The organism is Chthonomonas calidirosea T49 (assembly GCF_000427095.1).
In the GTDB taxonomy this organism is placed as follows: Bacteria; Armatimonadota; Chthonomonadetes; order Chthonomonadales; family Chthonomonadaceae; genus Chthonomonas; species Chthonomonas calidirosea.
Window position 1 is genome coordinate 1,425,489 of record NC_021487.1, and the last position, 20,206, is coordinate 1,445,694.

At 53.9% G+C, this 20,206-nt stretch carries 18 protein-coding genes; 4 read left to right on the forward strand and 14 right to left on the reverse strand.

What is annotated here, in order from left to right; translation table 11 throughout:
• Positions 1-52: 52 nt before the first annotated feature.
• The 12 genes from CCALI_RS05930 to CCALI_RS05985 form a co-directional block, all read right to left on the reverse strand.
• Positions 53-1,030 carry a pyruvate dehydrogenase complex E1 component subunit beta gene (locus CCALI_RS05930; RefSeq protein ID WP_016482565.1) on the reverse strand — a complete coding sequence of 326 codons (978 nt, stop codon included), beginning with the start codon at positions 1,028-1,030 and terminating at the stop codon, positions 53-55.
• A gap of 37 nt (positions 1,031-1,067) precedes the next feature.
• Positions 1,068-2,078 carry a pyruvate dehydrogenase (acetyl-transferring) E1 component subunit alpha gene (pdhA, locus tag CCALI_RS05935; RefSeq protein ID WP_016482566.1) on the reverse strand — a complete coding sequence of 337 codons (1,011 nt, stop codon included), beginning with the start codon at positions 2,076-2,078 and terminating at the stop codon, positions 1,068-1,070.
• A gap of 158 nt (positions 2,079-2,236) precedes the next feature.
• Positions 2,237-2,653 (reverse strand): nucleoside-diphosphate kinase, encoded by a 417-nt coding sequence (ndk, locus tag CCALI_RS05940; protein ID WP_016482567.1) that lies wholly within the window; start codon positions 2,651-2,653, stop codon positions 2,237-2,239.
• Between the two features lie 91 nt (positions 2,654-2,744).
• Positions 2,745-4,718 (reverse strand): hypothetical protein, encoded by a 1,974-nt coding sequence (locus CCALI_RS05945; protein ID WP_016482568.1) that lies wholly within the window; start codon positions 4,716-4,718, stop codon positions 2,745-2,747.
• Positions 4,670-5,176 carry an anti-sigma factor family protein gene (locus CCALI_RS05950; RefSeq protein ID WP_016482569.1) on the reverse strand — a complete coding sequence of 169 codons (507 nt, stop codon included), beginning with the start codon at positions 5,174-5,176 and terminating at the stop codon, positions 4,670-4,672. The genes CCALI_RS05945 and CCALI_RS05950 overlap by 49 nt, the downstream gene beginning before the upstream one ends.
• A complete protein-coding gene (locus tag CCALI_RS05955; protein WP_016482570.1) occupies positions 5,169-5,783 on the reverse strand; it encodes an RNA polymerase sigma factor in 615 nt (204 codons plus the stop codon). Before CCALI_RS05955 ends, CCALI_RS05950 begins: the two co-directional genes overlap by 8 nt.
• A gap of 280 nt (positions 5,784-6,063) precedes the next feature.
• Positions 6,064-7,206, reverse strand: a complete 1,143-nt coding sequence (locus tag CCALI_RS05960; protein WP_016482571.1) for a S1C family serine protease — start codon at positions 7,204-7,206, stop codon at positions 6,064-6,066.
• Between the two features lie 4 nt (positions 7,207-7,210).
• Positions 7,211-7,660, reverse strand: coding sequence for a hypothetical protein (locus CCALI_RS05965; RefSeq protein WP_016482572.1), 450 nt, complete (start codon positions 7,658-7,660; stop codon positions 7,211-7,213).
• Positions 7,661-7,765: 105 nt separating this feature from the next.
• Complete coding sequence (locus CCALI_RS05970) at positions 7,766-9,118, reverse strand: sulfatase family protein (protein WP_016482573.1); 1,353 nt, start codon at positions 9,116-9,118, stop codon at positions 7,766-7,768.
• A complete protein-coding gene (locus tag CCALI_RS05975; protein ID WP_016482574.1) occupies positions 9,112-10,098 on the reverse strand; it encodes a sulfotransferase in 987 nt (328 codons plus the stop codon). Before CCALI_RS05975 ends, CCALI_RS05970 begins: the two co-directional genes overlap by 7 nt.
• A 146-nt stretch (positions 10,099-10,244) precedes the next feature.
• Complete coding sequence (radA, locus tag CCALI_RS05980) at positions 10,245-11,651, reverse strand: DNA repair protein RadA (protein WP_016482575.1); 1,407 nt, start codon at positions 11,649-11,651, stop codon at positions 10,245-10,247.
• A 93-nt stretch (positions 11,652-11,744) separates the two neighbouring features.
• A complete protein-coding gene (locus CCALI_RS05985) occupies positions 11,745-12,602 on the reverse strand; it encodes a hypothetical protein (protein WP_016482576.1) in 858 nt (285 codons plus the stop codon).
• Positions 12,603-12,787: 185 nt separating this feature from the next.
• On the opposite strand from CCALI_RS05985, the gene CCALI_RS05990 reads away from it, so the two are divergent.
• The 4 genes from CCALI_RS05990 to CCALI_RS06005 all read left to right on the forward strand — a co-directional run bounded on the left by CCALI_RS05990 (position 12,788) and on the right by CCALI_RS06005 (position 17,827).
• Positions 12,788-14,857, forward strand: coding sequence for a GAF domain-containing protein (locus CCALI_RS05990; protein WP_016482577.1), 2,070 nt, complete (start codon positions 12,788-12,790; stop codon positions 14,855-14,857).
• Positions 14,854-15,087 (forward strand): hypothetical protein, encoded by a 234-nt coding sequence (locus CCALI_RS05995; RefSeq protein ID WP_016482578.1) that lies wholly within the window; start codon positions 14,854-14,856, stop codon positions 15,085-15,087. The genes CCALI_RS05990 and CCALI_RS05995 overlap by 4 nt, the downstream gene beginning before the upstream one ends.
• Before the next feature lie 169 nt (positions 15,088-15,256).
• Positions 15,257-15,820: an anthranilate synthase component II gene (locus CCALI_RS06000; RefSeq protein WP_016482579.1), complete on the forward strand. Its 564-nt coding sequence runs from the start codon at positions 15,257-15,259 to the stop codon at positions 15,818-15,820.
• 90 nt (positions 15,821-15,910) lie between these two features.
• Positions 15,911-17,827: a hypothetical protein gene (locus CCALI_RS06005; RefSeq protein WP_016482580.1), complete on the forward strand. Its 1,917-nt coding sequence runs from the start codon at positions 15,911-15,913 to the stop codon at positions 17,825-17,827.
• Positions 17,828-17,865: 38 nt separating this feature from the next.
• Here CCALI_RS06005 and CCALI_RS06010 read toward each other — a convergent pair whose 3' ends face one another.
• Both CCALI_RS06010 and larB read right to left on the reverse strand, forming a co-directional pair.
• Positions 17,866-19,425, reverse strand: coding sequence for an ArnT family glycosyltransferase (locus tag CCALI_RS06010; RefSeq protein ID WP_016482581.1), 1,560 nt, complete (start codon positions 19,423-19,425; stop codon positions 17,866-17,868).
• The gene (gene larB / locus CCALI_RS06015) at positions 19,422-20,198 is read right to left on the reverse strand and encodes a nickel pincer cofactor biosynthesis protein LarB (protein WP_016482582.1); all 777 of its coding nucleotides are present in this window, start codon (positions 20,196-20,198) and stop codon (positions 19,422-19,424) included. Before larB ends, CCALI_RS06010 begins: the two co-directional genes overlap by 4 nt.
• Positions 20,199-20,206: the final 8 nt, after the last annotated feature.

Genomic DNA, 20,206 nt, shown 5'->3' on the forward strand with positions numbered 1-20,206 from the left:
TTTGAATGCGCAGCCTCTTTTCGACCCTTCTGAAATAAAAATATCTAAACACCTAGGCGAGAGTACGCCTTACCGCAGCTGCAATTTCGTTCTCATTGGGAATGGCAGCTCGTTCCAAATTGCGCGCGTAAGGCATGGGCACGTCGGCCCCAGCTACGCGTTCGATAGGCGCATCCAACTCGTCGTAGCCCTGCTCGTAAAGCCGAGCGGCGATCTCCGCACTAATGGATACATTGCGCCACTCATCGTGGACCACCACGGCATGATGAGTCTTTTTAATGGAACGCAGCAAGGTATCCATGTCCAGCGGCACAAGTGTACGGAGATCAATGACCTCACAAGAGATGTTCTCTTTCTCTAACATCTCCGCCGCTTTCAGACAGAGGTGGAGGCATCGCAGGTAAGAGATCAGGGTTACATCAGAGCCTTCGCGCACAATCGAAGCCACCCCGAGAGGAATGGTGAAATCGGGGTCTTCCGGAACCTCGCCAGCAAGCCCATAAAGGCTAGCGTGCTCCATAAAAATCACTGGGTTATCGTCCCGAATGGCGGCTTTCAAGAGGCCTTTTGCATCGGCGGGGGTAGAAGGCACTACCACTTTGAAGCCTGGCGTATGGGCATACCACGCTTCAAGGCTTTGCGAATGTTGAGCAGAAAGCTGTGTTCCCACTCCTGCCGGCCCACGAAAGACGACGGGGCAGTGAATTCGACCACTCGACATGTAGCAGATCTTTGCCGCATGATTCACTAGCTGATCCATCGCTTCCAAAGCGAAAGACCAGGTCATAAACTCGGCCACCGGCCGCAGCCCCACCATTGCCGCTCCGGTAGCAAGGCCAGCAATGCCGATTTCGCTGATAGGCGTGTCGAGCACACGGCGAGGGCCGAACTGCTGAAACAGCCCTTCGGTTACACGATAGGTTCCCTGGTATTGCCCCACGTCCTCCCCGCAGATAAACACATTGGGGTCGCGCTCCATCTCCTCCGCAAGGGCAAGTCGCAGGGCCTGATTATAGCGCATGCGTGCCATGGTCTAACGCAGAACTCCTCCCTTTTGGTGTTGGCATCTACACATAGACATGATCGTAGAGGCTATCGAGAGGAGGTTCGGGGCTGTTCTCAGCAAAAGCAATGGCATCGGCAACTTCGGCACGAGCCTCTTGTTCGATCTGATCGAGCTCTTCTGGAGAGATAAGGCCGTGCGCTTGAAGATATTTCTGAAGCTGCAAGATCGGGTCGCGCTCACGCCACTTTTTAACCTCTTCCTCGGTTCGGTAGAACATCCAGCCCTTCGTGTTGTCGTCTCCAATGCCATGTCCCACAAAACGATAGCAGTCTGCCTGCAAAAAGTAGGCCTCCCCAGTTTTCCGAATGCGCTCTATAGCTCGACGGGCCGCTTCATGCATGGTCAACACATTCATGCCATCCACACGCTCCCCTTCAATGCCGTGCGCCTTCGCCTTCAGCACAAAGTCGGGCTGCCCGGTGGAGCGCTGCACTGAGGTTCCCATAGCGTACTGGTTGTTCTCCAACACATAAAGAATGGGGAGTTTGTAGAGACCTACCATGTTCAAAGCCTCGTGCACTCCCCCTTGGTTCATGGCTCCATCGCCGAAATAGCAGACGCAGATGTTGTCGCCACCCCTATATTTTAATGCGTATCCAACCCCTAAAGAGATCGGCACCGGCCCTCCAACGATTCCGTCGCCGCCAAGGAAGCCACGGTCCGGATTGATAAGATGCATCGAGCCTCCTTTGCCACCAGCACAGCCGGTGGCGCGCCCCAAAAGTTCCGCCATAATGGCGCGCATCTCAGTGCCGCAGGCCAACGCATGGGCATGATCGCGATAGGTGCAGAGCACATAATCGCCGGGAAGACGCAGCTGAGGAATGACACCGGCAACAAGAGCCTCTTGACCATCGTAGCGATGGAGATAGCCACCGATTTTACCCTCGTGGAACTTCTGATAAACCGACTCCTCCATCCGTCGGATACGGAGCATAAGACGATAGAGGTCAATAAGCTCATCGCGTGTTAGCTCGCCCCCTGTGGAGCGTTCGGCAACGGTTTTTGCCATGATGGTTCCTCTCTATCTAGCCTATTTCAACTTCTTGTGGAAGCACACGATCTCTTAGAAGTAGGGAAGGTTCCTTCTACCCTAACTTCTCAGATTATACCGCATTTTGTCCGAATATGAGAAAACTTTTTACTCCGACGGTAAGATCTTCGAGGTGCCTAGCGCAACAGCTCCTCCGGTCGAAACCAGAGCGCTATCTCCTTCTCCGCCGTCTCCACCGAATCGGAACCGTGTACGAGATTTGTCGTGATCTCTGTAGCAAAGTCGCCCCGTATGGTTCCGGGGGCGGCATCGAGCGGATTTGTCGCCCCAATAAGGGCGCGAGTAAGGCGGACTGCATTAGGCCCCTCCCATACCATCGCAACGACCGGCCCTCCGGTGATGAAATTCACAAGGTCTTGGAAAAACGGTCTTTCACGATGAACCGCGTAGTGATTCTCGGCAAGCTCGCGATCGGGCCACAGCAGCTTCATTCCCACCAATCGCAAGCCCTTCTGCTCGAACCGTCGAACGATCTCACCCACAAGCCGACGCTCGACACCGTCCGGTTTCACCATAATAAAAGTACGTTCCATGCTCTCCTCACGTGGCGTACCGCCATTGAAAAACCAAGTGCAGATTATAGCACTCTCACTCGCAAAATCGCAATATTCCCGCAAAATTTCCCTATTCAGACAATGTATGCGTTAATACCCACTCTCTATCATTAATTGCAGCTTCTTGGATAGCGGCTGCAGTGCGGGCATCTTGTCTGATGGTGACCTGCAGCAGGCAGAGGTAGACCACCGCCATAAAGGCCAGCGCCGGCCATAGCAGACTGCGAACCACTTGAAAGGCCCCCTCTAAAGGCCTGTGCTTCAACAACAAACTTCCCGTTCCCCCTACCAAACAGACCACCAGCGCAAACGACAACCCGAAAAACCAGCGCACCAGCATCTGTGCCTGATCTTCATGAGGCCCAACACTATCTAATCCAGACAACACGCGCGCCAAAGGGTGCATCTGCCCTATCTGCGCCTGCAGCCCACCCCATAAGGCCGCCGTTACTCCCGTGGCTAAAACAACACAAAGCACCCCTGTTTTCCAGGAAAGCTCCCTTCTCTGCTCCTCTTGATCAAAAAGGCGATTAGAGAGCCAAGACAAGCCCACCAGCCATAACAGGACCCCACTGATAAGAACCCCTAATGCACACCCCATCGAGGGTAGAAGGGAGAATAGATAAAGCAAACCTATAAAAAGTACTGCCAGTGCGAGAAAGACAAGAAGTTGGGTCTGCGGAAACCGCTTTATCAGCAGCACAGCGCATCCGAGAATACAAAAGCTACCTAAAAGTCCCAACATCTGTTGCAGCGTCAGCACCCCCAACATCCAATCTGAAAAGAGAGCCTTAAGAGGAACCCCAGGTGGCACACCATCATAAGGGGTTGCGGCACGTGCCAGCCCTAGTGTTCGACGCAGTTTTAAACTTTTGACGATCTCATGCTCTAGCCAAAGTGCCTGTGTCTCCTCCCCACTACGACGTAACAGGGTTAGATAGCGCCGACCATAGGGCTCCCATGTAGCCAACGAGTTGACCATTCCCTCCCCTTGCAAGGGTGTCCCATCTCCTGTGCTCGCAATGAGCACCAAATCGGTTCCTAAAAGGGCCTCGTAAGCCCACGGGGCCGTATCGCGCAATATCGTGCCCAAGTGCGCTAACCCAAGATGCAGGCGAAATGCCTGCGGAAGGTGTCCTTCCGCTATATCTTGCTCCGCCCTATCGTGCACATAAAAGGCCATAGCCCGCAAAGCCTGCAAATGCGGAAAAGAGAGCAATGTAAGCGGCTCAATTTTTTGCAAAGCCCCCTGATCGCCGAAAACCTGTGCATAGAGTCGCCACTCACCTAATACCTGCTCATAAAGATGCGAATCCCACCGCGAGGTAGAGGCGATACGCTCTAAAGCCTTCTCCCCCCGTTGCTCTTCACGATTGGAAAAATAAAGCCAAGCGCGCATAGCAGGCCAAAAGGCGTTTTTCGGCTCTAGCTGTTCACCCCTCCTCAAAGCGATATCAAGGATTGCAGCTCTTTGTGGTGCTATGGAAAAAAGCGTATTGGGTCTAGAGGCAGGTACAGGATCTAGAGAAACGTCGGCAGTAATCCCTTCGCTACTCTCTTGCTGCAGGGCTACGCGCACCAAAAGGGCATACAGCCCTGCCACGTTTGGATGCTTCTGTATAAGCCCTACAAGCCGAGCAAGAGTGTTTCCAGGGAAGTTAGTGGGGGAAAAAGGGTGATCTAGGCTGGCAGCAATGAACCCCATCTGCACCAGCACATCCGATGGCTCTGCATTTGCCACCCATTCCAAACGGGCATCGTCGCTCGCCGACAAGTGCATGGGGGCAACCAGGCTGCTATATCCAGAGGTTAAGGACGTCTCCCATTGGGCAGCGAGTATGTTCCGTGTAAAAGGCAAGACTACAAGCCCACCCAAAACCCCAATAAGAATGCCGCAATACCAGCCCTTCACCGATCCCCACCGTTTCGGATTGGTGAAAGGCGGGCTAGAACAACGAGGCTCCCACGATTCTGAATGCGTCGCTGGCATCGTGGCTACTGAGAGGTAGACGATCGAACCTCGGGCGTCGAAGTCGAGTGCCACATGAGGGCTGCTCGTGGAGAAGAGGTGTCTAACGGCAATGCCAATGTGCCCGGAACAAAACGCCGGTTCTGCATAAGCTGTATCTCTCCAGGCACGCCCAGAGGCTGCCGTGTTGCATGCAGCGAAGACAGCAGCAAAATCCAGGTAATCGCCACGGCGGCCACTGCACCAGCCGCAGCCTGAGCCAAAAAGACGATTACTGCCTTTCTCTTTTCCCACCAGGTAAGAGGTTGCGGCTGCGCTATGGCCTGCAGAACGCGCTCATCGAACGCGGGGGAAGCACGGCATTCACTCTCTTGTTGTAGATACGTCTGCAGCTGGTGATAGGCTTCGTAGGCGTTGCGACAAGAGGCGCATGTCTTAAGATGAACAAACAGCTCTTGACGCTTCTCAAACGGCAAAGCCCCATCCATCTCCAAAGAAAGCAGTCGGCGCCATCGCCGGCACGGATCAGACATTCTTAATCTCCTCCTGCAAAGAGAGCCACTTTTGGCGAAACTGCTCTCGTGCGGCACTTAAACGTGAGCGCACCGTTCCTACCGGAATATCCAAAACTGCGGCTATTTCTGCATACTCTAGCCCTTCTACCTCTCGCAAAATGAGTGCAGCGCGAATAGGCGGCGATAGCGAGTTGATAATTTGTTCGATAGCTAGCCGCTGATCAGTATCTACGCTCGGTGCTACGAGCGTTGAAAGAGCCTCCGTATCAAGCGAGGTCTCAAGTCGAGAGCTCTTGCGCCGCATTCTATCTAAACAGAGGTTCACAACGATACGATAGAGCCATGCATAAAAGCTGACCTCACCGCGAAACTGCCCGATCTGACGAAACGCTTTTACAAACGCTTCCTGCGCTATGTCCTCCGCCTCACGCGAACTGCGTAGAACTTGAGTCGCTAAGCGTACCACGCGATCACGATACTTTTGTAGTACCCAGCGCACAGCACGCTCATCCCCTTCCGCACAACGCTGCAGCCAATAGAGCTCTTCACGCTGCTCTGGCGTGGCCGTCGTTGGATCGTTGGTAAGCGAAAGCGACTGCTTCCATCGCTGTAACCCTGTCTCCATAACGAATGACTCCTTACTCCTTCCTGAAACCACAGCCGTTCCCCAAACAGCTGCTTTCAGACGATGACCGATGTGAGGGAACCGTGCTTACTGTGATGCCTTTCGAACCCTAGCTGGCGGCACTTGCCCCATTGTTCGAACAGCTACGGTCTTATAGTACCCCTAGATCACGCTATAACGATCGTGTGTACTTTTCTATTTTTTATGCTCGCTCCCTTCACAATTTTCCGGGTTCTCCCCATTTAAAATTATGGCAACCTTGCTTCGCTCTTTAAAGGGTCTAGGGTTGTTGGGCTACCTGAACCTGAACCTGGGCGTACTGATCACCTCGATGCACCTCCAGGGTCACCGTGCTCCCCACTTTCAAGCCCTGCGTCACCGCACGGAACTGGTCGCTATCGGTTATTGGTCGCCCGTTGACGCGGGTAATCACATCGCCAGGCTCGATGCCCGCCTGGGCTGCCGGCCCATCACGGTACACGCCGGTTACGACGACTCCTTTCACCGGCGGCAGTCCAAAGCGTGTTGCCAGAGAAGGCGTGTTGGTTTGTACCACCACTCCAAGCCAAGGTCGCGGAACCCTCCCATAGGCTTTTAGCTCCTCCGCGACTTGCAGAGCGGTATCAATGGGGATGGCAAAGCCGATGCCCTCAGCATGCTGACGAACTAACGTGTTAATGCCGATCACACGCCCCTCGATATCCACCAGAGGCCCTCCCGAATTGCCGGGGTTGATGGCAGCACTGTGCTGAATGAGGTGAGAATAGATGCGCCCATCGTCGGTTGCAATAGGGCGATCGAGAGCGCTAATCACACCGTTGGTAACGGTAAATCGTAAGCCAAGTGGATTGCCAATGGCCACACATATCTGTCCTGGCACCAAACCCCTTACCGTCCCCAATTTGGCAGCCGGCAAGTTATGCCCATCGATTTTTACTAACGCGACATCGGTGGTGTAGTCCGCTCCCACCAAATGTCCCTTGAATCGCCTTCCATCGGCCAGAGTGACTGTAATTGTACGCCCGCTGTCGCTACGTCCCACAACATGTTCGTTGGTCAGAATGTAGCCATCTGGGGTAATAATCACCCCAGAACCCTCCCAATGGCTCTGCTCTACCTGCGGTTCAACGCCCATCATCTCGTCGAAGATATCGGGTTCAACCCGCACGGTCTCTGAGGCATCAATATAGACCACGGAGCGATAGACCGCTTGAGCTGCACGGGCATAGACCTCCAGCGGCGATAAGCTAGTTTGAGGCTTTCCGAGAGAGACGTCCAAGCCCCCCATCGAGGCTTGACTTTCCGACTCGCGCCATGTGATGTGAATGTTGGGCAACACAAAGCCCCCAAGGACAAAAGCGACGCCCAACAGCAGTAACATTCGAAGCCAGGCACGTTTCGAATTTTCCGATGACAACGGCATTTTCTTACTCCTTTGTCTGTGTTGTAGGCTCCATGTCCGGTCCGTGTTGTCCATAAAGGGCGAACGGTGTGGGCAGACCTACGAAAAAAAGCCCATAGCGAATGAGGATCGCATAGGCGGCTAACAGCAATCGGCTCCAAGGACGAGCTGTCGTTAACGAGGGCACGGGCAGGGTTAACGGCCAATCGTTCCAAAAAGAGATGCTGATGAGCAGCGCCACGAGCAACCAGAGATAGATAAAAGTAGGGCGACGAGTTCGCGTGATCGCTGCCAGACAAAGCCCAAAGAGGCTCCCTTTAATGAAGGCCATTCCCCCTGTCAACACCGCCCAGCGGGCGCAGTGTAGTAAGAGCGATGGCAACAAAACACCGATCAGAAGGGCACAGCAAACCGTACCCACCTGTTGGGCAATGCGACGTTGTCTTCGTAGCAGTACCGGGCGATAGGCTTGCATAGATAAAGTCCCATGATGCAGAGGTACAGGGCAGAAAACGTAGATACGTTAACATCGCTCCGACTGTGCCCGATCTCTGCTACGTACTTTACCCCAAGTTTGTGACTATTGCCACGCCTCTTCTTCAGAAATAGAGAGCTGGCCCGAAGGCACCCTTTTCGCGGGGATAATGGTCGGTTTCTCGCCCTCTACCTCTTGAATACACCTCAGGAGGCGCTCGCGCATTACCTCTGCGACGCGCGCATGAGAGGCACACTCAATACGATTGGCCAGCTCATAGGGGTCTACTTCAAGATCGTAGAGATAGGCCTCCCAATAGGTATCCGAGCTCGAGTCCTGCCAGGGGTTTTTATGAGGGGCGAACACCCCATACTTCCACCGGCGCGTTCGTACAGCACGTCCAACGTGCCATTCGCTGATTTGCAGAAAGACCTCCTCAGGCCATCCCTCTCTCTCCCCACGCGTAAGGCGAAGAAAAGATCGCCCCTGCATGGTTTCTGGTATTGGCAATCCGGCCGCCTCCAGCAAGGTGGGAGGTATATCTACCAAACTTACTAATTGGCGGATCTGTCCTCCGCCGTCAAAGCCCGGCCCCTGTAAAGCCGCCGGCACACGGATGGAGCCTTCGTGGCAAGATCGCTTATATTCGGTGTTGCGCGTCTTGAAATGACAGCCGTGGTCGGATGTATAGAGCACGATGGTTCGATCGAGCAACTGGAGGCTGCGAAGGGCATCGAGCAGAAGTCCGAAGGCCTCGTCTAATCGCTTCACCATCCCATAGTAGCCGGCAAGATGTTGGTGTACAGAGCCTCCCAGCGCGGCGAGGTCAGGCGGCATCCATCGCCCCACATAACGCTCGGCATAGCCTTCCGGAGCTGGATAGCTATCAAGGCGATTCTGATGATGAGGTTCAAGAAAGGAGAGAAAAAGGAAGAAAGGCTGCTCTTGATGGGAGGCGATGTAGCGAATGGCTGCATCGGTTAGCGCGTTGACCCGATACCCAGGCAGCAATACCGCCTTTCCTTCATTATCGTAAACTACCGTACGATAGGGATCGGAAGAGAACTCCAGCACATTGGAGGCGAGCCAATAGTCGTAGCCCCCTCGTTCGGTTTCAGGAACCGGATCGCGTGAAGCAAGATGCCACTTCCCGATGTAGGCCGTACTGTAGCCGGCTTCCCGAAAGCATCGAGCTATGGTAACCGCATCGGGCGGCAAAGGGATGCCATTACGGAAGCACCCTACTCGGGTGGCATAACAACCCGTTTGCAAAGCGGCGCGCGCCGGCCCGCAAACAGGTTGGCATGTGAAGGCATAGTAAAGATGGGTACCACGCTGCGCCATTCGGTCGAAATTCGGCGTGAGGTCGAGCGGGTTTCCATGAACTCCGGTTGTGTCCCAACGCTGTTGATCGGTAAAGAAGATGATAACATTTGGTGGAGTGCTCGATTTTACCATCGCTTCGTCTCAGCGGGAAGGATAAACTCCCTCGCCTGTTTTAGGATGACCTCATTGATTTCGACTTCGATAAAATTCGCGATGGCCGTGATGATCTCCTGCGGATTTTCCAAGAGAGCTTCGTAACTTACCTCCGAATACTGATCACCCATGGCACGATACTTCTCACCCTCGCTCACGTACAAATCGTATAGGTGACGCCAGTCTTCCTCTGTTTTAGGATGTGGTTTTTGATGGGACATCTTTCTTAGCGCGAAACGTTCAAAGGCGAGTCTCGGATGTGAGATGGCTCCCAATACCCTTCGGTGTAGAGGCAGTTTAAAGGGTGGAGTTTGGGCTGCCCAACTCTCAGCACGCCGCATGAGACTTCTCACCACCGCGTCCGGACTACGACGGACGTGCAGCACCTTTGCATCGGGGAACAGTTGCAGCCAATAGCGAAGGGTAAACGTATTTCGTGGATCTTTCCATCCCCAAGCCCCTTGATAGTTCTTTGGCATCCCGCTCAGATACTGGCTGCGCAAAGTGCCAAATGTTGCTCCTTGCAGAGTACGCACGGCACTTCTCGTGAACTGGGGTTCATCTCGCACTGCCAATAGGGGATCTACGTAATCCCAATCGGCTCCGGCGCGGGTAAATATTCGCTGATTTACCAGCCGAAAACTTTCGTCCTCCGCATAACCATCCCGCACTGTCGTAGGTGTGGGAGCGAAAGCCGTACTTCTTTGACTTGCATAGATAATCAAAGAGTTATGATGAGTATGACAGACAATGAGTTTATCTTCTTCTTGGGAGTTGCCGATCCGACCCATGTAAACTCCCATTAGCGCCAAGATAGCGCTTACGAGGCTTGTGCCGGAGCGGTGCATTCCGATAACGATAATGGGCGGCTTCAGCTCTCGGAAACGTGCATAGATCCATCGTGGCGCTCGATCCTGAGGGATAATGGATTCGACAGCGCCAATTTCCTTCTCGAACATCCTCCCCATCCTCTTAGTCAATAGATTTCTGAAACCACTAAAATTGACTGGCAACGCCATGCCGGAGTTATCCTTAGTTTATGCCGAATTTTCACTAGAAAATACATACAGTGAAACACGCCTCACCGCTTCTCTTCTCGAAATCCTCACACCGCCGTTTTCAGCAAGCCGACTGGTAGAGCCTCCACAATGCTCGAAATGCCGATGACTTCTAGAGGCACTCGCCCTTTTAGTTCGGCTAAGTTGTGTTTGGCGATGAGCGCCTTTTGAAACCCTTGGCGTGCAGCCTCCCGCAAACGTTTCTCGCTCTGCGAAACCGCTCGTATCTCTCCGTTCAGCCCTACCTCGCCGATGAAAATCGTAGTAGGCTCCACAGGCTGCTCGCGAAAGCTCGAAATAACCGCCATTGCGACGGCGAGATCGGCCGCCGTCTCCACAACGTGTACGCCTCCTGCCACGTTAACAAACACGTCCTGCTCTGCTAACTTCAGGCCTAGCCGCTTCTCGAGCACGGCCAGGATCATGTTCACACGGTTTGGGTCTAGGCCGTTGATAACCCGGCGCGGGCTCGCCAAAAATGAGCGCGCGGCAAGTCCCTGCACCTCCACCAACAGCGCTCGCGTTCCTTCTAAGGTTGCCGTGATAACCGAGCCAATACCGTCTTTTGTGCGCTCTGCAAGCAGGGCAGCAGAGGGATTATCCACGCTCACCAATCCTTGCTCACGCATCTCGAAAATGCCGAGCTCATCGGTAGAGCCGAAGCGGTTTTTCACCGCTCGTAGTAACCGATAGGCATTCTGGCGATCGCCCTCAAAATAGAGGACGGTATCCACGATATGTTCCAGCACGCGTGGCCCGGCCAGGTTGCCCTCTTTGGTTACATGCCCAATAAGAATAATTGGAATACCGGTGGCTTTTGAAAAGCGCGCCAGCCTCGAGGCGCATGCGCGCACCTGGCTAACAGAGCCGGGAATAGAATCGAGAGCACCATCCTGGGTGGTCTGTATGCTATCTACGATCGCAAGAATAGGACGTAGTTTGTCCAGATGCCCCTCAATTCGCTCAATATCCGTTTCGACGCTCACGAAGAAACGTTCGGTCTCCGCCCCCAAGCGCGCGCTGCGTAGACGTATCTGCTGTGCGCTCTCTTCTCCAGAAATATAGAGCACCGAGCCGGCTTCCTGCCCCGTAGCAACACGGTAGGCCACCTGGGTCAATAGCGTTGACTTGCCGATGCCCGGATCCCCTCCAACAAGCACAATGCTGCCGGGCACAACACCGCCGCCTAAAACCCTATCGAACTCCCCAATGCCGCTCAGGAGCCGTGGCTGCGAGGCCATTTCTACCTGAGTGATCGGCAGCGGCGCTCCGGCCTCCGCGGCGCTAGAGATCGCTTGGCTCGACTTCGCTCCACTACGCGCCTTATGAGAAGGACGTAAGACGACCTCCTCCACAAACGAGTCCCATGTCTCGCATTCCGGGCATCGCCCAAGCCATTTTAGCGACTCGTAACCGCAGTTCTGGCAAACATAGCGTGTCTGAAATTGGCTCATAAAACAGGTTCCAATAGGCACCGTCGCGAAACGAACTGAAGTAGAGCGCTGAGATCACACTGAGATGCTAAAGTGAATGACGTGGCGAAAGCGCTAAAGTTCAAAGGAATTTTCATTCGTTGTCTCCTTTGCATCTGTGGGGCGCACAAGCTGTCCGGCAGGGGTCTGCAATGGGGCAGAATCGGCCGTTCGCAGCAGCACATCTTTCTCCTTCGTCCGATTCGCTGAGGGACGTAGGAGGGTACTGCTTTGCTGCAGCTGAAGCACCCTCTCACGCAGCTGCGGCAAACAGCGTTGAGCGGCCTCTCTTAAGACCTTCCACCGTCGTAGTGGCGCTTCGGAAAGGCGCTCTACAATCGGAACGGCATGGGCATCGCCTATACGCCCCAAGACCTCCAAAATGGCTAGTTGAAGAGGAACGCGCCGCCGGTTGGTATCTGTTAGAATGGCATAGAGCTGTGCCCGCTGCTCCTCGTTTAAAAGGGCGGCGTCCGCGGCCTTCATCTGCGGTAACAGTTCGATGAGAGCCTCTTCTATCGCCCCTCGTGTTCGAGGGCTAGAAATGCTCCACAAAGACAACAGCGGGCCTACCACGCGCACATCCCGATAGGTACTGATATTTTGAAGGAGTTTTCGGCCCGCGTGCATGTCCTTAGTGTAAACAATCACGACGCCCGCAAGCATGGCCAAGAAGAGAAGCCAAGAGCTGTGCACCGCCCACAGTGGCAGGGTCTCGATGCCTCCCTGTAACGCTAGGACAACCCAAACCATCTCTACCAAAAACATAAGGATAGCGGAAAGCACGCTAAGGCTCACCATAAGGCGCATATGTCTCCGTGCACGCTTTTCATGATGCTGCAGACGTTGTAACAGCTCTGCTAATGTGGCCTCTGTTGGCTCTGCACGCTGGGCGTTCTTTGGCTCTCTATGACGGATTTTAGAGACATTCACGACGGTATTCTCCTACAGAGTTTGATCTTAACTACTTTTTCTCCTCGGGCCTCGTTAGCCAGCCAATAGCCGTGGCTATTACAGACGAGACATCATTGTTATGTTGACATAAGCTATTTTTTGTGCAACAATGAGTACTACTTTGATGTGAGGCTCCTTTAGAAAGTGAGGAGTGGGTAGAAATCATGAGTCGAGCCGCCTCGCAGCGTGCAGCGATCCGCCGCCTCCACGCCATGCTCGCCGCCTCCTTGCCCAAAGACACCGTCTATCAAGCTGTAGTAGAAGAGGCCTGCCGGCTAACCGATGCGGCCGGCGCCGCTCTCTGCTTCCTCGCCGAAGATAATACACTGCTCGATTATGTGGCAGCCGCCGGAGAGTACGCCGATCAGATAACGGGGCTTCGGGTGCGAGTCACCGATTCCCTAGCCGAACGGGTGCTTCATGAAGGACGTCCGGTGCTCTTTGATCCGCATCAGGTCGTTCAGGTAGGCGACCTCTTTGAAGAGGAGGGCCATCCGCTTCCTGCCACTTTTTCTCCTACCTCTCTTTTTAACGCACGAACCGCCGCCCTTGTGCCCGTCTATTATAACAACCGCATTGTGGGGGTGCTTGCCGCCCTTAATCGCCAAGAAAACGACACGCTCCTAGCCCGCCCTGCCCTTGATGAAGAGGATATAGATATCCTGGAGACGCTTGCCGGGATCGTATCCCTTGCACAAAGCGTCGCCGACACCAACTACTTGGCCAGAGAGCACTCCCGCGAACTGAACGTGTTTTACGATGCCATTCGCAGCATCTCCAGCAGCCTTAACCTCCAAGAAGTCGTAGACAAGGTGCTCGATATCGCTTGCAGGCATATGGAACATCACGCGGCCGCCCTCTTTTTACTGAATGACGAACATACCCATCTCATCATCGCAGCAGAGCGCAACCTAAGCCAAGAAGAGAGCGAACGCCAGCTTTCCGTAGACAACAACCTTGTCGCCCAGGTGCTTCATCAGGCACGCTCTTTCCTGATCGCCGATGTGGAAGAGCAGCCCGATTTCGAGGATATCTCCGACCCGCCCCGCGCCCTCTCCGCCCTCATCGTTCCCATCCGCAACGGCGAGGAGGTACACGGACTTATGATGCTCACAAGCCTTCAAAGACATGCCTATAACCCCGACGACCTGCGCCTGCTAACCGCACTTGGCCTTCATGCCGGCATCGCCATAGAAAATGCCGAGCTTTACGAAGAGGCCTTGCGCCAAGCCACCGAGGCCTCAGCGCTTTACGAATTCTCACAGCAGATCAACTCAACCCTCGAAATCGAAGAGATTCTGGACTACGTGGCCGATTGCGTCTGTAACTTGCTGGAGGTTGATCGTCTCATCATCCGTCTCTACGATAAAAACAAAGAACTTCTGATCCCACGTCTCATACGCCATCCCAACCCCACTCCCTTAGAAAATCTTCGTCTCCGCCCAGGCGAGGGCATCGCCGGATGGGTTTTCGAGTGGCAGACACCGCAAGCTGTCGTTGACGTGGCCGCCGATCCCCGCAACCGTCTTGCACCCATTCACCACCTTGGTATCGCCTCGGTGCTGTGCGTTCCGATGCACGCCCAAGACCAGACCGTTGGCGTTATCGAGGCCATGAGCAGCAAACGGCGTCTGTTTACCGTAGCCGAAATGGAACGTCTCTATACTATTGCCAACCAATCGGCAGCCGCCATTTTGAATGCAACCCTTTACCAGGAAGCACGGGCTAAGTCGCATGAGATGCGCCGTTACTTCAAACGCGTCTCCCATGCGGTGGGAACCCTTCTCGAACAACAAGATTTGCCGCTACGCCTCGCAGACCTCTGTGTGGAGATGTTGCGAGCCGATCGCTGCACCATCTATCGCCTCAGTGCGGATAGGCTCTCGCTGCTAGCGGCCTCCCACTTTCGCACAGGTGTGCATCCCGAAGAAGAGATGCGCTTGGGACAGGGACTGGCTGGGTGGGTCGCTAAAAGAGGCCAGTCGCTTATTGTGCCCTTGCTTTTAGAAGATGACCGCGCTCAAAACTACGCTTGGCTCCAACGCGATCATATGGCATCCTATCTCGGGGTGCCCGTAAAGGTGGATAAACAGGTTGTGGGTGTTGTGGAGGTCTACTCTTCCGAGCCTGACCGCTTCGACAAAGAGGAGGCCAAACTGCTCACCGTCTTTCTCAACAGGACCACGCTGGCAGAGAAGCTTTGGCAAGGGATGACGGAGGTTATCTCCTCATGAGAGACGATCCTTCTTTCCGCCCCTGCTGGCGATGCCGTCGTTACGATCGTGCTTTGCGAATCTGCCGTGACGGCAAGGCGAATCCGCGACGAAAGATAGACGCGATTGCTCTTGTTGAGCTGTTAGGCGTGCGGGCGCTTTGTATCCACAATCCTCATCGGGAAACGCTCGCGCGCCGCATCTTTATGCCCAATACGGAGTTTCAATGCAAGACATCAAAAAGCAGCTAGGTTCGAATAAGTTTCCTCTAGGGAAGTGACCCTACCAACTTCTTACCTTGCTGTAGTAAACACAGAGCCTAAGTTAAAAAGCCGCTTGCTTAGGTAAACTTCTTAGCTGAAGTCTGCGTATCGAGAGAAGGAAGGCAAACTCCATCATAGCAAGGGCGTTCATTCAGAGATGATTCTTGTTATTGACAACTACGACAGTTTCACCTATAACCTCGTGCAGTACCTTGGAGAGTTGGGAGCCGATGTAGCCGTTTATCGCAACGATCAGATCTCTCTCGAAGAGATCGCTCGTCTTCGACCAGAAAGACTCGTTATTTCACCCGGGCCGTGTACCCCAAAAGAGGCGGGAATCAGCGTACCGCTCATCCAGCGTTTTGCCGGCGAATTTCCTATTTTTGGGGTCTGCTTAGGTCATCAAGCCATCGGAGCGGCTTTTGGCGGAGAGATCCTACGTAACTATCGAGTGATGCATGGCAAAACCTCTAAGATCTATCATGATGGTAAGGGCGTCTTCACCGATCTCCCTAACCCCTTTGAGGCCACCCGCTATCATTCCCTCGTGATTCGGCGCGAAACGATGCCTGAATGCCTGCAGATAACCGCTCATACCGCAGAGGGCGAGGTGATGGGCGTGCGTCATAAAAGCTATCCCATCGAGGGCGTGCAGTTTCACCCAGAATCGGTTCTGACCGAGGTGGGCAAACAGATTTTAATGAACTTTCTCAGCCTTTAGAGTGTCCGTTTCCGGTTTTGCATCTCCCCAAAGTAGTAAAAATATAAATATAAATAAGATGTTTAGAAATGCTCAAGGGAGAAGAAACCTATGGAAGAGGCCGACTATAGCTCTTTTAACGAGCTGCAAAAGTCTATCTATGACTCGCCCGAAGCGCTCAACGCCTACCTCGCCAACCTCCACTGGCGCTATGAACAGCAACAGTGGGCGCTTGCACGCTTGCGCTTCTTCGAAACCGCCATTGAGCGACTGGAAACAGAGCTACCGCTTTTCCCAGAATCGGCGGACATCACCAAAGAGCTCCAGTCTGTGCTTGCAAACTTCCGATCGCTTCTTGAGGCTCACAAGCAGCACATGGAGACGCTCTTCACACCGGACACAAAAGAAGGCCATGAGCAAACCTCCACCGACCAAACCGGCTTGCTAGACGCCTCAAAGCTCTCTTACACGCTCGCCAATGCCGAGCCCATCGCTATAGAAGAATCGCAAGAAGTCTCCCCCATCGCACAAAACGAAACTCCCTCAACGGAAGCCAAGCCAATAGAAACACCACTTCAAATGTTGGAAGAGGTCCCAGAAGCGCCTCGCTCCTGTACGACGCCTCAGCCTACCCCTCCCAATGAGCTGAGAGATTGGCTTGAAACTCAGCCGATACCGGCTCCCAAAATCCCTGTAGAGGACCTCCGTACCCAAGTGGATCGTCTGTTTTCACAGTGGCAAGCCCTCAACGAGCAGCCTGAAACGGAGAGCGAGCGTATCGTCACGCTATTTGAGATACGTGCACTGGCGTGCGAGATCAACGCACTCTATACCCTCGATGTTATCTACGACGACCAAAGCCGTAGTAGGCTAGAGCAGCTTCAAAACAAGATACTCTTCTTCCGCGAGTACGCCAAGGATATAGAACAAAGCCTTCCCTTCGAGGTTTGGGACAGACCTACCGAACCTGCAGAACACGCTATCACTACAAAGGAGTGGGTTCAGCTTGCCCAATATTTCCGCTATACGGCTCAAGCCCAAAGGGCGTTAAACTGGTGGGAAGCGCATCGCTATGAGATTCATCCTGAAGAACGCCACAAACTCCTCGACTATATCGCCGCCGCCCAACAACTTCTCTTTCGTTTCATCACGCAATTCGGAGGTTTCGATAAGCTACAAGAAAAGCTCTACAAAACTATCACGACCCATGCGGAAAAAGAGGGTTTTCTCCAATCTCTTTCTCCTGACACAACTCTGAAAACTCTGGAAAAGAGAGCCAGCGATCTTGAGAGCATGGTAGCTCAGGAAAAGCAACGTTGGCAACGCGCCCAGCAAGACCGCGAGCGAGAACAACGCCAGCAGGAGGTCCTTGAAAAACTACACAGCTTTATCGAAAACTACCCAGAGGATCAAATAAGACCGGAGACCTTTAAGGAGGATCAGCGCCAACTGCTGGGTCTGCTGGATGCTTGCCGTGCGGCTGGCTTACCTCCCTCCAAAAAAGAGATCAGCCGTCCGCTCATCCGGTGCATTCCACTACTTCAAGGGCAGGCAAAATACCAAGATTTTTTGCGTTATGCACAAGATCAAGAGCGAAAAATTCAGGAGGAGACACAGGCTGCCCTCCTATCAGAAACCGTAGAACAAAACACACCCGAAAATGCGGAGATCGCTGACTGGTGCTCTGCCCTCCTTCCGCACACGGAAGGGAAAAAGCTGTTGATCATTGGGGGCTCTCGCAAATATCATAAAGTTTGCGCCGATCTTAAGGAGCGATTGAAACTGGCGGAGGCGAAGTGGCTAACCTGCGAAAAGACCACCAACCCGGCCAAGTACGAAGCCGAAATCCGTGCATCCGACATTTTCATGCTGGTGGTGAAGCATGTAAGCCATAGCATGTCGGAACAAGGAAGGAAATGGATCGAGGATGCAGGGGGGCGTTATGTGGCGCTCCCTGGTGGGTTTGGTGAGAAGCAGATCATTCACTGCCTCTACGAAGGCCTGGTGCAGAATCATGCAAGCCACTAGAAACTACCTCTGCCCTGCGACCCCTGCAGCAGGTATATTCAACGAGGGCGCCAAATGTAGACAGGACGTTGAGGAGCCGGAGTAAGAAAACCTGTCACCACCCACGGCGTCGTTTCGTTCCAACGTTGTACAGGGCGATAGAAAGTATAAAGCATCTGGCCGAACACATCCTTTGTGCCAGGCAGCCCCTCCGTAAGAATGGCGCTATAACGCTTGGCTTCCAAGGCCCGCGCGAGTCCTAGCGGCATCTGATGGAGGGTGTTCAGCACATCAAGCAACCCCATAATCTGAAAATGAGGGGGAACCGTGAAACCACCATGGTCAAGGCATAGAACCTCTCCCCCTCTTTCCAAAGTTTGAACCTCTTTGAGATAACGTTGTCCAGCCTCTCGATTCTGCCGATGCGGAATCTGAGCAAGTGGATTATAGGCTATGGCAACAAACTGTGCAAGGGTCAAACCCAAAAGACCTGGCTGCAGATAAGAATGAGCTTCCGATGCATAGGCCGCACAGGTGCAGGCCATAATTCCGATAAAAAGGTAGGCAGTCATCAACACGTTTTGATCGCCTCCCCAATGCGCCCGACTCAGCCAACTGCCCAACACTCCTGCTGCAGTCATGGCAAAAAGAAGGGTTTTCTCTCTGAGAGGCATTTGATGCACTGTTTGCCACCCTAAAAGGGCGATCAGGATGATAAGTGGTGCATATAGCGGGAGGTCGTTGTAAAGAAACAACAGCGCTAAGACGGCATGAATACCATTGGAAAGCGGCACTCGAAAACAGTAAAACCAAAACCAGCCGTTTGTGGCACGATTTAGAAGGAGAACGGCGACGACGCAGCCTCCACCTGTTAGCCCCAGAAGAAGACATAGAGATCGCCAATCTCGCAGGTGCCAAAGCGCCAAAACTGCCGCTACGATAAAAAGCAGGGCCTGCTGCTTGGTAAAAAAGGCCAACGTAAAAGCGAATGAGGCTGTCAAGGTTCCAATTCGTCCTTTGTCAAGCGCATAGATGCCCAGTAGAGAAAGGAACAAAAAGAGCATATCGAGACGTTCGAGGTCATACCATGCCCCGGTTACTCGATAGGCGGCTAGAAACAAACCGGCAGCAAGGGTGGACCAGAGGGCGCTTTGGGTGGAACCCGCAGTAAGCTGCTTCGTCCACAACGCGATGAGAACAGCACATCCTATCGTGCTGAAAATGGAGACACCGCGCATGACTGCAAAGGCTGGCAGCGGGAACCATTTAAGCAGCTGTGCGCAAACCCACGGGTAGAGAGGTGGATATTCATAGGGAAACCAGCCACCGCCTGGGGGAACATAAAAGGGTTGATGATGCAGGAAGCGCTCCACATGGTCGCGCATAGCGCCTCCTATCCATTCTAACTCGAACGGATAGGTTATGCGGAAGCAGGCGATCGTAAGCCAGACCACCCCCCAAAATAGCGAAAGCGCCAGGCAAACAAAACCCAGCGCTTTCACAAAGGAGAGTGAGAACGAGGTTTTGAGACCTAGACGCCTTGCACGACGTATCCAAAAGGCGCCCACACCCGCGGTTGCCAGCGCCCATGCAAGACGTCCCAAAACCCCTATGCTCACACGCCTTGGCGCTCCAAACCTCGCAGGTTGATAAGATGCGCCAGAAAGCCGGCACCGAATCCGTTATCAATATTCACCACACCAACCCCGCTAGCACAGGAGTTGAGCATGGTGAGTAGGGCAGAGAGACCACCAAAACCGGCTCCATATCCCACACTCGTGGGCACGGCGATAACAGGACGTGCCACCAACCCCCCTACGACCGAAGCGAGCGCTCCTTCCATGCCGGCCACCACAATCACCACATTGGCCGCATACAGTTGGCGTTGATTGGCCAGCAGCCGATGAAGTCCAGCGACCCCCACATCATAGAGACGCTCTACCGGACTGCCCATTTCGGACACCGTCACCGCGGCCTCCTCGGCGACAGGCAGGTCTGCCGTGCCGGCCGAGACGACAAGCACCGTGCCAACCGTGGCGGGAGGTGGTACCTCTATGGCTCCAGGGAGAACCAACATTCTGGCTTGCTCATGATAGACGGCAGAGGGCAGCGCGGCACGTACTTCGGCGGCCACTTCCGGTGTAGCACGAGTCGCCAATACTTTAGAGGCATGCGCGGCCACGCGTTCCATGATGGCAATGATCTGGGGCACCGTCTTGTTCGGGCAATAGACCACCTCAGGGAAACCGTTTCTTAGTGCTCGATGGTGATCAATGCGAGCAAAACCCACATCTTCAAAAGGCAGGAAGCGCAGCTGCTCTAAAGCCTCCTTCGGGCTAACGCTCCCTGCTCGCACCTGCTCTAAAAGTTGAAGCAGTCTTTCGGGTTCCATAGACTCCT